At 47.5% G+C, this 14,653-nt stretch carries 9 protein-coding genes and 1 riboswitch; of the genes, 8 read left to right on the top strand and 1 reads right to left on the bottom strand.

The genetic code is table 11. The annotated features are described in order from the left end of the window. Positions 1-42: 42 nt before the first annotated feature. Positions 43-1,143, bottom strand: coding sequence for a glycine cleavage system aminomethyltransferase GcvT (gene gcvT, locus MKY16_RS18185; protein ID WP_069012538.1), 1,101 nt, complete (start codon positions 1,141-1,143; stop codon positions 43-45). 176 nt (positions 1,144-1,319) lie between these two features. Further along, a riboswitch (glycine riboswitch) is annotated at positions 1,320-1,419 on the bottom strand. 392 nt (positions 1,420-1,811) lie between these two features. Here gcvT and gcvH point away from each other — a divergent pair. The 8 genes from gcvH (at position 1,812) to pulA (ending at position 14,648) form a co-directional block, all read left to right on the top strand. Further along, positions 1,812-2,204: a glycine cleavage system protein GcvH gene (gene gcvH, locus MKY16_RS18180; protein ID WP_069012484.1), complete on the top strand. Its 393-nt coding sequence runs from the start codon at positions 1,812-1,814 to the stop codon at positions 2,202-2,204. 426 nt (positions 2,205-2,630) lie between these two features. Then, positions 2,631-4,109 (top strand): PTS mannitol transporter subunit IICB, encoded by a 1,479-nt coding sequence (locus tag MKY16_RS18175; protein ID WP_340956525.1) that lies wholly within the window; start codon positions 2,631-2,633, stop codon positions 4,107-4,109. Between the two features lie 81 nt (positions 4,110-4,190). Further along, positions 4,191-6,269 (top strand): BglG family transcription antiterminator, encoded by a 2,079-nt coding sequence (locus MKY16_RS18170; RefSeq protein ID WP_340956524.1) that lies wholly within the window; start codon positions 4,191-4,193, stop codon positions 6,267-6,269. Continuing rightward, positions 6,266-6,700: a PTS sugar transporter subunit IIA gene (locus MKY16_RS18165; RefSeq protein WP_340956523.1), complete on the top strand. Its 435-nt coding sequence runs from the start codon at positions 6,266-6,268 to the stop codon at positions 6,698-6,700. The genes MKY16_RS18170 and MKY16_RS18165 overlap by 4 nt, the downstream gene beginning before the upstream one ends. Then, positions 6,697-7,842: a mannitol-1-phosphate 5-dehydrogenase gene (locus MKY16_RS18160; RefSeq protein WP_069012488.1), complete on the top strand. Its 1,146-nt coding sequence runs from the start codon at positions 6,697-6,699 to the stop codon at positions 7,840-7,842. The genes MKY16_RS18165 and MKY16_RS18160 overlap by 4 nt, the downstream gene beginning before the upstream one ends. Before the next feature lie 214 nt (positions 7,843-8,056). Then, positions 8,057-10,210 (top strand): DUF454 family protein, encoded by a 2,154-nt coding sequence (locus tag MKY16_RS18155; RefSeq protein ID WP_208332641.1) that lies wholly within the window; start codon positions 8,057-8,059, stop codon positions 10,208-10,210. Next, positions 10,203-11,858, top strand: a complete 1,656-nt coding sequence (locus MKY16_RS18150) for an amino acid ABC transporter ATP-binding/permease protein (RefSeq protein WP_340956519.1) — start codon at positions 10,203-10,205, stop codon at positions 11,856-11,858. Before MKY16_RS18155 ends, MKY16_RS18150 begins: the two co-directional genes overlap by 8 nt. Before the next feature lie 255 nt (positions 11,859-12,113). Beyond that, positions 12,114-14,648, top strand: coding sequence for a type I pullulanase (pulA, locus tag MKY16_RS18145; RefSeq protein WP_340956517.1), 2,535 nt, complete (start codon positions 12,114-12,116; stop codon positions 14,646-14,648). The last annotated feature ends 5 nt before the right edge of the window (positions 14,649-14,653 follow it).

The raw sequence follows: 14,653 nt of genomic DNA, 5'->3' as shown, positions 1-14,653 counted from the left end.
TATCTGACATGTTTGCTTTATTGGAATGAAGAGAGTTTAAGATTAGCGCGGGCGTTTATAAAAGGGTGCTGCCACTACCTCGGCACGCAGGCGTTTGCCACGAATCTCAACCTCCAGCGGTGTGGAGAGGGCACTAAAACGACTGTCCACCAAGGCGAGGCCCAGATTACGCTTCAAGGTGGGCGACTGAGTCCCCGTTGTGACCTCACCGATGCGTTGTCCTTCTGCGAATACCGGATAATGGGCGCGTGGGATGCCGCGATCAATCATTTCCAGCCCGATCAATTTACGAGGAATCCCTTGATCTTTCTGACGTTGCAGTGCTTCTCTACCGATAAAATCTCCTTTATTCAGCTTGACGAAGTACCCTAGACCGGCTTCAAGTGGTGAAATCGTGGCAGATAGCTCCTGTCCGTACAGCGGCAACCGAGCCTCAAAGCGTAGTGTATCCCGAGCACCAAGTCCAGCGGGAATCAGCCCATACGACTCACCGGAACGAAGCAAACCCTCCCATACGGCGGGTGCTTCCGCAGCAGGTACATAAAATTCAAAACCGTCTTCGCCCGTATATCCGGTTCGTGAGACGAGTGCTTTTGCTCCGAACAATGGCACGTTCTCATGAAAGTGGAAAGATGCCAGATTCGTAATATCCGTATCTGCCACGGCTGCGGCAATACGTGCTGCTTCCGGTCCCTGCAATGCCAGCAATGCTATTGCATCAGACACATTCTCCATGTGAACGGATGCAGGCACATGACGAAGTAACCAATCCCAATCCTTATCAATGTTGGAGGCGTTCACAACGAGCATGTAGCGCTCCGGTCCTTTGCAGTAAATAAGCAGGTCGTCTACTACACCTCCATCGGGGTAACACAGGAGTGAATATTGTGCCTGACCTGGTTCCAACTGGCTGACATCATTCGTGGTCACCCTTTGTAGAAAAGCTTCGGCCTCTTTGCCTTCAACCAAAAACTCACCCATATGCGATACATCGAATAAACCCGCACGTTGCCGGACGGCCTCATGCTCCTTTTGGATACCGCTAAACTGAACGGGGAGCTCCCAGCCGCCAAAGTCAATACAACGAACCCCAGACTGCGTCCCGTAGGACGAATATAGCGGTGTTTTTCGCAAATTAGTCATGTTTCCACTCCTATCCGGTGTGATCGGCAAAACAAAAAAGACAGGCCGAAAAAAACGTATAGACAGCAGTCTATACTCTTTTTTCAGCTCTGTCCTTGATACCAGAAAGTTACCCCGGTATGTACCGGGTTTCCTCTTGGGTGATCCGCTCCAATAGCGAATGCTCTCCAGAGATGCGTCCGGCAGAGGTCCTTTTGCCTGAGAGATTCACCTGCAATGCAGGCTTACTCCTTCGGCGCTACCTTCGGGATCAGCAGTATATTACCTGGCTTTGCAGATAACAACTTGATCCGATTCGCGTGCACAACTGTCTCACAAGCGGCAACAGCTATGCGAATCTTTTTGGCAGTCTCTCCCTCTGCGTTCATCCGCGTTTGCAGTTGTCGGGTGTTTCCCAAAGTATTTGCTATAACCCATTAATACGCAAATTCATTCAAAATGTCAATAAAAATGTCATCAAAAACAATAGAAAAAACATTTAATATATAAATAAGGATATGTAAGCGTTTGTTATAAATTATTATATTTTTATATAGAGCGCTATAGGAGGTGATATGAAGTATTTTTGTTAGTATTATTGACATGAGTGTTCTTATTGTCATAATCTTAACCTGTCTAATACAGGTGAGCAAATGCGATTTTATTCATATGGAAGTGAGGGGAACAGAATGGGTGAAGTGAAGCAGCAACTTTGGTATACAGACGAACATGAGTGGGTTCAGCGGACAGAGAATGGAACGGTGCGGATTGGTATTACAGACTTTGCACAGCACCAACTGGGTGATATTGTTTTTGTAGAATTACCTGAGGCGGGAGTAACGATTGAGCAGGGAGCGGAGATCGGTACGATTGAATCGGTGAAGACGGTATCCGACCTTTTTGCTCCGGTGACGGGAACCATATTAAAAGTGAATGAAGCGCTGGAAGGTACACCTGAGCTAGTGAATGAATCTCCATATGACAAAGGTTGGATGGTAGAAGTAGAGATGGATAAAGATGTGGAGGAATCATTGGGCAAACTACTGTCGGCGGATCAGTATGAGCAGTTGATTTCGGAGTAATAAATAGAGCAATGCAGCATGAAATAATAGCGTGTTATTCGGAATTTTATATTGATTTTTAATTGAATAAGAGCATCGTTAGTTTGCTCGATTTTTGTATAAAATAGTCGCTATGATTTGACGTAGCGGCTATTTTTTTGTCTTTTTTTGAAAACGTAATTACGTGTGTTGTTCTGATATAGTGGGTTGTCCCCATATAGGAATCATACATAATCCAGCGCGGTTTTTCGACTAATTTCTATAGCTACAGGTCATATTAAGAAGAATTATGCAGGTATAATATCTTCCTGGATAATTTAAATTTAAATGTTGTCATCAACGTTCATGACGAAAGTACGTTTTCATTTCGTTGATGAAGATAGCGCTGTCATTTAGTATGAATTTTAAGAAAAGGTAGTGATGCTTACCTACAAGGAGGATTTGAATATGAGTACATTGGACGCAAAGCCAAGTTCAAAAGGAGGCACTCGTGTCGCCGTACAGCGTTTTGGCCGTTTTCTTAGCGGTATGGTTATGCCCAATATGGGAGCCTTTATTGCGTGGGGGTTGATTACGGCACTCTTTATTCCGACCGGATGGTTCCCGAACGAAGGTTTTGCACAGTTGGTTGATCCGATGAAAAATTATTTGTTGCCGCTGCTGATTGGTTATACAGGGGGCACGATGATTCACGGACAGCGTGGAGGTGTGATCGGTGCCATCATGACGATGGGTGTCATAGTAGGAGCCGATATCCCGATGTTCCTGGGCGCGATGGTAGCTGGTCCGCTGGCTGCGTGGATATTGAAGAAGTTCGACAAGGCCATTGAAGGCAAAGTCAGATCAGGCTTTGAAATGCTGGTCAATAATTTTTCGGCCGGGATTATCGGTGCCATTCTAGCACTGCTTGCCCATGTGGCGATCGGCCCGGTTGTACAAATGATCAGTCAAGTGTTGTCGGCAGGGGTACAGTTCCTCGTGAACGCGGGGCTATTGCCGCTTGTCAACCTCATTATTGAGCCCGGAAAAGTATTATTTTTAAACAACGCGCTGAATCACGGAGTATTGAGTCCGATTGCGTTGGAGGAAGCTGCAAGAACAGGCAAATCCGTACTGTTCATGCTGGAATCCAACCCTGGGCCGGGGCTTGGTATTTTGCTGGCCTACTGTCTGTTCGGTAAAGGCTCTGCGAAGTCGTCAGCTCCTGGCGCAGTCATCATTCATTTTTTCGGCGGGATTCATGAAATTTATTTCCCTTATATTTTGATGAAGCCGATTCTGATTCTTGCAGCTATAGCTGGCGGTGTTGTGGGAACCTTCTGTTTCATGTTGACAGGTGCCGGACTGGTTGCTGCTCCTTCACCGGGTAGTATCATCGCCTATTTTCTAATGACGCCAAAAGGTGGATATTTGCCAATGCTGAGCGGGGTGATCGCTGCTGCGGTCGTATCCTTTGCTGTTGCAGCAGTGTTACTCAAGACAGGTAAGCAACAAGAAGAGGGGCTGGAGGAAGCTGCATCTCGCCTGAAAGATATGAAAAATCAAAGCAAGAGTGCCAGTGCTAACGCCACTGTAATGGAAGATAACCACGAATCTGATCGTGCTGCCGAGATTGTCGCAGATCGAACGCTCAAGGATAAATCCGAAGTGAACAAGATTGTCTTTTCCTGTGATGCAGGTATGGGTTCAAGCGCGATGGGTGCCTCGATTTTACGCAAAAAAATGAAGCAGGCGGGCGTAGGCGTAACAGTTACGAATACGGCAATCAGTGAAATTCCACAGGATGCGGATATTGTCATTACGCAAAAAACGTTGACAGACCGGGCTAAAACAGTAGTCCCGAATGCTGAACACATTTCCATTGACAATTTTCTGAAGAGTCCTGAATACGAAGCGCTGGTTGAACGTCTGAAATCCGATTCTTAATCCCCGTCATAGTCAGGCGGACTGTATGCAGTGTACGTCTCCTGCTGGAGGGATGAGCTTGGGAAGGAACGGTATGCGCTTATGAATATTACGAAACGACAACGTGACATCGTGGAATATCTTCTGGAGCAGTCCAAAGAGGTTACTGCCGGGGAAATTGCCACGAAGATCAATGTCAGCACAAGGACGGTTCATCGGGAACTGGGCGCAGTCGAGCATTGGCTGGCAACTCATGAGGTGAAGCTGGAGAAAAAGTCAGGGATTGGTATCTGTATAGATGCAGACCCAGCTCAGCTTGTATGCCTGCGAAAGCAATTGCTGTATACGAATCCAGACGAATATTCGGCTGAGGAGAGAAAGATCGTGGTTCTCTGCATGCTGCTGGATACACGGGAGCCGATCAAGCTGCTGGCGCTGGCTTCAGATCTGAAAGTCACGGTAACTACGGTCAGTCATGATCTGGACGAATTACAAGACTGGATCGGAGATCGAGGGCTCGTGCTTGTCCGCAGACGGGGATATGGTGTCGAGATTACCGGACGGGAGATAGACAAAAGACGGGCGATTTCCGAGCTGGCCCTCGAACATTTGGATGAATCTGATCTGTTTTCCAGCCAGGGAGGGGTTCGTTCTGTGACTCGTGTCTCCGACAAATTGCTGGAGATGATTGGCAGAGGGAACTTGCTGATCGTGGAAAAGGCCCTCTGGCAGCCCCATGAAAAGTGGCTGGAAAACATGGTGGAAAGCAAATATATGGAGTTGCTGATTCAGATTTGCGTTTCGCTGGCACGTCTACGACTCGGGTATGTTATGGATCCTCTTCTCTCCTATTTAAAAACAGATTCGGATGAGAATATCATGCTGCGTACAGCTATGGTAGAACGCATATGCGCAGAATTGTCAGCGGCGCTGGATATTAACTTTCCGGACCCGGAACGATCTTATTTCAGGCTGCTGTTCCGTGATGCCGAGGATCATTCTACCCGGCTGCTGCCGCTCGATGATCTTGTACTGCTGGAGTCGGTTCATGAGTTGATTCGTCGTGTGGAGGAAGAAACAGGCACGCCATTGGAAGAGGACCGTGTTCTGCGTGAAGGACTGATTGCCCATATGGCTCCGGTATTCAAACGTTTGAAGGAAGGCAAGTCGATTCGTAATCCCCTCCTTCAGCAAATCCGCAAGGATTACAGCAGCTTATTCGACTCAGTGAAAAAGGCTGCGGCGGACATGACAGAAATGAAAGTCCCTGATGAAGAGATCGGATTTCTCGTCATGCATTTCGGCGCTTCGCTGGAGCGGCTGCGACAATTGCGGCGGGAGGTGCGGGCCATCGTAGTCTGCACGAGCGGCATTGGTTCATCCAGACTTCTGGCAACAAGGCTCGCCAAAGAGCTGCCACAGATCAAAATTGTGGATAGGGCCTCATGGTACGAGGCGGCGCGGATCCCCAAGGAGGATTATGATCTGATCATTTCGACAGTAGAGCTACCGCTTGAACCAGATCGCTATCTTAAGATCAGCCCGCTGCTGACGCAGGAGGAGAGTGATCGCCTGCGTCAATTTATCCAGCATATTACACTCAATCATCCTGATGACCATCAGCAGGAACACGTCGTTCAGCCCGGTCAGGACATGGAGTGGCTTACCGGTCTGCGGAAAAGTCTCGATGAAATTGTACACATTGTACAGCAATTTCAAGTGTACCCGCTGGAAAATCAGGAGATGGATATGGCGGCGACCGTAGAGGCTATATGCATGTTGGAGGCGGGGCGGGGGAATGTTACAGAGCCTTCTGCGGTTGCTGCACAACTCATGGAAAGAGAGCGCCAAGGTAGTCAGGTGATCTCTGATACCTCCATTGCTTTAGTTCATACGCGTAGCCACTATATTCGCAAACCTTCGCTTACCTTGTATAAGCTGGCAGAGCCGCTGTTGGCGGATACAGGCGAACAGGTAGAATGCGTGCTGCTCATGTTGGGACCTCGTGAGCTGCCGAGAGAAAGCTTGGAGGTATTGAGCGAGATTAGTGCATTACTCTTGCAGGAAGACATGGTTACGCTACTGGAACACGGTAGCAGGGATCATATTGTCAATTATATATCGAGTGAGCTAGCTGGATTTTTACACAGTAAATTAGGGACAGGGAGGAACCTACCGTGAGTATTATGACGATAGACAAAGTAAAAATGAATGCAACCGCCAAAGACAAATATGAGGCGATTCGTATGGCTGGACAAATCCTGCTGGATGCAGGACATATTTCAGGTGAGTACATTGACAAGATGCTGGAACGCGAGGAGATCGTGTCCACCTATATCGGGAACGGGCTGGCTATTCCACATGGCACCAAGGAATCCAAGACGCTTATTCAATCCACAGGCATTTCCATCGTCCAGTTTCCGCAAGGCGTAGATTTTGGGGGAGAAAAAGCATACATGGTAATCGGCATTGCAGCACAAGGCGGCGATCATATGGAGATTTTGACGAGTATCGCTGTGGTGTGTGCGGAGGAAGAAAATATGGATAAACTTCGCAATGCGGTGACCCCACAGGAAATTATAGATCTGTTCGAAAGTGAGCTGGAGCTATGAGAGCCGTCCACTTTGGAGCAGGAAATATCGGTCGCGGCTTTATCGGATTGATTCTGTCGCGTGCAGGCTATGAGGTTGTTTTTTCAGATGTCAACGACACCCTTGTATCCGAGTTACGCCGTCGTAAACAATACACCGTAGAATTAGCCAATGATACAAAGGATACGGAGCTGGTCACGAATGTGACGGCGATTGACGGCAAGGATGCAGCGGCTGTAGCCGATGCAGTAGACCACGCAGATCTGGTAACGACCGCGGTAGGGGTCAGCATCCTCAAGCACATAGCAGCAGGTATTGCGGAAGGAATCAAGCGGCGGGTAGAGAGAGGAGCGAGGCCGCTGCATGTGATTGCCTGTGAAAATGCAATCGGAGGTAGTGCGCAACTGAAAGAGCATGTTTTTGCGCTATTAGATGAGGCGACCCGTGCCAAGGCTGAGGCTTCGGTGTATTTTCCAAATGCTGCCGTAGACCGGATTGTGCCGATCCAGCAACACGAGGACCCGTTACATGTGCAGGTAGAGCCTTTTTACGAGTGGGTGGTGGATCGTTCGCAAATGGCATCTGAGCATGAAGAAATCGAAGGTATCCTGTACGTGCAGGATCTAGAGCCTTACATTGAACGAAAGCTGTTCACGGTAAATACGGGACATTGCGTGGCAGCTTATCTTGGTTATACCGCAGGTTATGCTACCATTCAGGAGGCCATGAAGGATAGCAAGGTGGTGGATTCGATACAAGGGTCACTGGAGGAAACGGGAGCGGTGCTTGTGAAGCGCTTCGGTTTGGATCAAGAGGAGCATAGGAAGTACATCTCTAAAATTTTGGATCGCTTCCGCAACCCTAATCTAATAGACGATGTTACTCGGGTCGGACGTTCACCATTACGCAAGCTGTCTCCCAATGACCGTCTTGTACGTCCCGCGCTCCAAGCGCAGGAGTATGGCATTCCGACGGATCATCTGGCGTTAGGAATGGCTGCTGCCTGTAAATTTGATATTACGGAAGACCCCGAGGCAGTCGAGCTTCAGCAGGTGATCCGCAACGAAGGGCTGGGTGTGGCGCTGACGCGTTATACTTCCATAACCGCAGACCACCCGTTACATCGGCAGATATTGGAGCAATATGATATTATAAATTCATAAAACAACGGATTACTAACATTAAATTTCGATAATCCTCTTGAAGACAAAGCATCCACATCAACACTAGCGTGTTCTGTAGAGATGTGCTTCAAGAGGATTTTTATATGCGTGATTTACATCACATAACAACCTGCTTAAATTGTTTATATTGATAATGATTATCATTATCTATAAAATGAAACCATTACTATTATAACTATTAGGGAGGATTATAGTGAAACCGATCTATATTACCTTAGGGTTTTTATTTTTAGCGCTTGGAGTTATTGGTGTAGTGCTACCGTTGCTACCGACTACACCGTTTCTGCTGCTCGCGACCTTTTTCTTTATGCGGGGGTCCGAAAGGATTCACCAGTGGTTTTCGAATACCTCTCTGTACCAAAAGCATCTAGAGAGTTTTGTTCAAACAAGGTCGTTGAAGCTGTCTACGAAAATCACGACATTGGGCTTAGCGTCAACGATGCTGATTATAGGCTTTATTTTCACCCCTAATGTGTGGGGCAAAACGCTCATCGTCTTGGTCATCCTTTTTAAATATTATTACTTTATATTCCGAATCGGAACAGTGAGAAACGCTGCAGCAAAAATAACACCATCATCTTCACCTGCACCTACTCCAAAAAAAAAGTCTAAAATGGTCGACAGCCGTCTGCTCGGTCTAGTGGAACATTCTCGAAAATATATCGTATGGGGTGTGCTTGTGCAGTGGATCGGTCTTTTGGGGAGTATAGCCGCTGTGTTGTCTATGGCCTTTGTTATGCAGCAGGCATGGGAAGGACAAGTGACTCGCAAGCTGATTCTATCTATGACGGTCATTGTTATTGCTGCTATTGCAGTTCGCTGCCTGAGCAATTATGCAGCCAGTATGTTATCCTATCGTGCTTCGGTAAATGCTAAAAAAACGCTGCGCTCGCAAATTTACAGCAAGTTGCTGAAGATAGGGCCCGCATATACAGATCATACCTCCACCTCGGGGGTTATTCAGGTTGCTGTAGAAGGGGTAGAGCAGCTTGAAACCTATTTCGGTAGATATATGCCTCAGCTATTTTACAGTCTGCTTGCCCCCGTAACGTTATTCATTACCCTCTCTTTTGTCAGCTTCAAAGCAGCCATTATACTATTGATCTGCGTTCCCTTAATTCCAGTGTCGATCATTGTCATTATGAGGATGGCTAAAAAGCTTTTTCGGAAATATTGGGGTAGTTACGTCAATTTGGGCCACAGCTTTTTGGAGAATGTGCAAGGTCTGACTACGCTCAAAATGTACGGAACAGACCAGGATAAACATCAGGAAATGAACACAGCAGCTGAAGATTTTCGCAAAATGACGATGAAAGTGCTGACTATGCAGCTTAACTCCGTGGCCATTATGGATCTTATCGCATTTGGTGGTGCCGCTGCGGGTGTACTGGTCGCGGTAAGCGAATATTCTTCTGGACGAATTGGCTTGGCAGGAGCAATCATCATTGTTTTGCTGTCGGCAGAATTTTTTATTCCTCTGCGTCTTCTGGGTTCTTACTTTCATATCGCCATGAACGGAATGGCTGCAAGTGACAAAATATTCCAAATGTTGAGCACAGAGGACCTTATCCAAGGACAAAAAAGCATAGAAACCACAGATATTCGTCTGGAACAGGTGAGTTTCGCCTACGACGAAAGAGATACCTTACGAAATGTATCCATGGATATTCCCCAGGGCAGCTTTGTATCCATTGTTGGGGAATCAGGCTCTGGTAAAAGTACGGTAGCCGGATTGATTGTTGGGCATCACGAGGGGTATCGAGGAAGCCTGACGATTGGAGGAACCGAGCTTACCGATATTTCGGAAGAAAGCCGCATGCGTCATATGACCTGGATCGGTTTTAACAGCTATATTTTTAAAGGCACCGTGGAAGCAAATTTAAAAATGGGCAATGAGCACGCGGATGAGCAACACATGCTGGAAGCTTTGCGACAAGTGAAGCTGTATGATTTTATCCTCTCAGAAGGAGGTCTGGAAGCAGAACTGGAAGAGCAGGGAGCCAATCTGTCAGGAGGACAGCGCCAGAGGCTAGCACTAGCCAGAGCATTGCTACATGATAGTCGTGTCTACATTTTTGACGAGGCCACCTCTAACATTGACAGTGAAAGTGAGGAAGGCATTATGGAGGTTATACATGCGCTGGCAGGTCAAAAAACAGTGATTCTTATCTCTCACAGACTGGAAAACGTAGTCCAATCCGACTGTATCTATGTGCTGCAAAACGGTTTGGTGGCAGAATCCGGGACGCACCATGAGCTGTTGAGCCAGCAGGGGCATTATGCGGAGATGTATCTCAGTCAACACCGGGTAGAGCAGTTTGGAAAAGGAGGGGCTGTATATGCGTAGACACGGATTACGGATCATGGGCCAATTATTGGTACTGGCGGGACCTCTTTTACCTGTGCTGCTCATCACGATTGTTACAGGAGTGCTTGGTTTTGTTTGTGCTATTGGCATTATAGTGTTTGGAGCCCTGGCTCTGCTTACAGCAACGGGCATCACGACAGGCTACACCCTATCGTTTTTGCTGACAACGATCGTGGTTTGCGCCGTACTGCGCGGGGTATTCCGTTATGGCGAGCAAATGAGTGGTCACTATCTCGCTTTCAAGCTGCTGGCTGTACTACGTGACAAGATGCTTCAAGCCCTGCGAAGACTCGCTCCAGCCAAATTGGAAGGCAAGGACAAGGGAAATCTGATCTCACTCATTACAAGTGATATTGAGTTGCTGGAAGTATTTTATGCGCATACGATAGCTCCTGTTATGATTGGCATCATCACCTCACTGCTCATGGTGTTTTTTATCGGTTCTTATGAGCCTCTGCTAGGCTGGCTTGCTGCGCTTGCTTACATAACCGTCGGTTTGTTTATTCCCCTACTTACGACACGTATGGGCAAGCGCCAAGGGATGGAATACCGGAGCAGCTTCGGCCAGCTGAGCAGTTATTTTTTGGACAGCTTACGTGGGATGAAGGAAATTGTGCAATATGGGCAAGGGGAACAACGATTAAATGAGATTAACCGTCGTACGGATCAGTTGGATGCCAAGCAGAAGGACTTGAAGCATCATGAAGGCATCACAAGAGCCATCACAGATGCGGCTGTAGTTGGATTCTCATTCTTGATGCTGCTGGCTGGATTGTACGGTATGTCTAATGGTCAGGTTGACTTTACAGGTATGCTGATTTCTGTCATTGCCCTGTTTAGTTCATTTGGTCCGGTCATCGCACTAAGCAATCTGTCCAACAATTTGCTTCAAACGCTGGCGAGCGGGGAACGAGTGTTGAGTCTATTGGAGGAAACTCCGGAGGTAGAGGAAAATATCGACGGGATGAGTGTCGCCTTTACTGGGGCACGAGTAGACAAGGTGACTTTTTCATACGATGGTCAAACGGTGCTGAATGATGTAAGTCTCATGATACCGCATCAGCGGATTTTAGGCATTCAGGGTAAAAGCGGCTCTGGCAAGTCTACACTGCTAAAGTTGCTGATGCGATTTAGGGACCCGCAGCAAGGTGCAATTTTGCTATCCGGACACGATCTGAAGGAAATTGGGACCCGACATTTGAAAGGCTTACAGAGCTATGTCGACCAGCATACGTTCCTGTTTGATGATTCCATTGCAGCTAATATCAAAATCGGAAAGCATGATGCTACACATGAGCAGATTGTGGAAGCAGCGCGTAAGGCATCCGTGCACGATTTTATTATGACCTTGCCTCAAGGGTATGACAGCCGAGTTGGAGAATTAGGGGACAGGCTGTCTGGTGGAGAACGTCAACGCTTGGGGCTGGCCAGAGCCTTTGTCCATGATGCGCCTCTCTTACTGCTCGACGAGCCTACCAGCAATTTGGACAGCCTGAACGAGGCCATTATTTTAAAATCGTTAAAGGAACAGCAGCAAGATAAAACGATTGTCCTTGTTTCGCACCGAAGTTCTACCATGCGGATTGCTGATGATATTTTTCAAATGGATAATCGAAGACTGTCCTGACTTTTCTAACTATTGTTATATCCTAAGGGCAAAAGTTGTAGCCTGTTCATGGTATTGTCATAAAATGGAGTGTGTGTTGAAATGGAAGCGTCATCCTTATTTAAATCATCCAGCTTTTCAAGCTTGTCTTATTTTGTTAGCCTATTAGGTGAAGATTTTATAAAATCCTAAGGTATATTGACAAGTCATAAACATCATAAATGATGGATGAACAGAGGCTGTAAGCCGATGTACAGAAATGGGTGGTGAACAGAAATGTCAGATTTCAATCAGCTTAAAGAGCTTGAGCACACAAAATATCCCATATATGAAGGCTATGATTTGGGTCTTACTTATACGCCTGCGGGCAGCAAGTTCAAGGTATGGGCCCCGACTGCGAAGCAGGTCCATATAGCGTTGTATAGCGATGCAGGGGCGTACGATCAGGAGGGGAACGTTCAGGAGCACGGCGGGGGCCAGGAATTTCTCATGATCCGTGATGATCAAGGGGTATGGTCTATAGAGCTGGAAGGTGACTGGAACAAATATTATTACATGTACAGGCTGGAGTGGGCGGACAACACTGTTCATTATGCTGCCGATCCATATGCCACAGCGGTATCAGCCAACGGGCAACGTACAGCGATCATTGATTTGGCTCAAACCAACCCGGATGGATGGGAATTGGATGCGGGGCCTACCCTTAAGCGGCCGACGGATGCCATTCTCTATGAGGTTCATGTGCGTGATTTTTCGATGGATACCTATTTTAATACAGGGAAAAAAGGCTTATCTGCTGCTCAGGGACGGTTTGAGGCCTTTACGTATACGGGATTGAAGGATCCTGAGGGGAACAGTATCGGGCTGGATCATCTGCTGGAACTGGGCATTACACATGTTCATTTGCTTCCGGTAGCTGATTTTCATACGGTGAATGACTTTGCGGAATTAGATACTGAATATAACTGGGGCTATGATCCCCAGCATTATAATGTGCCGGAGGGGTCTTATTCTTCCAATCCGGCTGATCCGGAGGCACGTATACGAGAGCTGAAACTGCTGGTACAGTCTTTGCATTCTGCCGGCATCGGTGTCATTATGGACGTTGTATACAACCATACGTATTCGGTGGAACAGGGGCCATTTGAGCCTGTTGTACCTGGATATTATTACCGCACGGATGAACAAGGGCAGCTCACCAATGGATCAGGTGTAGGCAATGAGGTGGCAACCGAACGTCCGATGGTGCGCAAGTATATCAAGGATTCACTACGCTATTGGGCAGAGGAATATCATATAGACGGCTTTCGATTTGATCTGATGGGTCTGATTGATACACCAACCGTGGTGCAGCTTACGCAAGAACTTCGCTCTGAAGTGCGTACGGATCTGCTGATCTATGGTGAGCCTTGGACGGGAGGAGAATCTCCACAACCCTTGCTTACGCTAAAAGGAACACAACGGGACAAAGGCTTTGCTGTTTTTAACGACAACTACCGTTCTGCTATTAAGGGGGATAGCGACGGTACTGGAAGCGGGTTTGCCACGGGGGCAGAACATCAGGAGGAGCAGGTGCTCAAAGGTGCTTTTGGGGCTATTCATGATTTCACAGCTCAGCCATCGGAGACCGTCAATTATGTAACTGCCCACGATAATCTCAATCTGTGGGATAAAATTTTGACGGTAAGACATTTGCGGGAGCACTGTCGTTTTCCACAATGGGAGCAGGGGAAGCCACAGGATGGGAGGACACCTGAACATGCTGTTGCCGAAGCAGATCCGTATGGGGAACTGGATGAAAATAACCTGCTAGAGGACGAAACCGTGCGCAAGTCCCTGTTGGCCAACGGCATGGTACTCACATCTCAAGGTATTCCTTTTATTCATGCAGGGGATGAACTGTTGCGCTCCAAATATGGAGACCACAATAGTTACCGGAGCTCAGATGTGGTCAATGCCATTCATTGGGATAACAAGGCGAGGTTTCGCCCCGTGTTTGATTACTACCAAGGCTTAATTGCTTTGCGACGCAGCCACCCAGCATTCCGAATGGACCAACGTGAGCTGGTGGAGCAGCACATGGAAGTGCTGCAAAGCAGTGGGCATGTGGTGGCCTTTGCTTTGAGGCACCATGCTAACGGCGATGCCTGGAATCATATTGTGGTGATTTATAACGGCTCGGATACGGAGCAGACGATAGTATTGCCTGCGGAATCGGATCGTTGGCATGTGGTCGTGGACGCACACGGGGCTGGTAATGAGACACGGTATGAAGTCGTAGGCCATCGTGTAACTGTATCGCGCTGGTCAATGATGGTGTTATATGATCAGGAAGAACCTGCACGAGTCTCCTTTTTGACTGAACAAGATCAGGCTAATCGTCAGGCGGAGAACGAATTGGAAGACTCGGATGAGGGAACAGATCAAGAAATTGCAGGTACAGCCATGGATTTGACAGATGTGCAGCTTGGAAACGATAATGAAGTCGCTCCATTTCGTACGATTGAACTGATCTACGAGCGTACGGATCGGCAATACACTGGCTGGAACGTATGGGTATGGGGAACTGGGCATCGCGACGGACATGTCGAATTTCGGGATTTGGATGACGGTCGTGCAATAGCGCGTATTCAGGTGGCTCCTGATATACAGCGAATTGGCTACATTGTCCGGCTTAATCACTGGGATGCCAAGGATGTTGAGGCAGATCGATATATTGATATAGACCAGAACCAGTCTGTGATGCAGGTACTGATCCATAGTGGCAGAGAAGAATATTTGTTACTGGTAAATGATAATCGGGCCGGTTAGACTTG

The organism is Paenibacillus sp. FSL L8-0641 (genome assembly GCF_038006265.1).
GTDB classification, from domain to species: domain Bacteria; phylum Bacillota; class Bacilli; order Paenibacillales; family Paenibacillaceae; genus Paenibacillus; species Paenibacillus polymyxa_D.
This window is presented reverse-complemented; position numbering and strand designations above follow the sequence as displayed.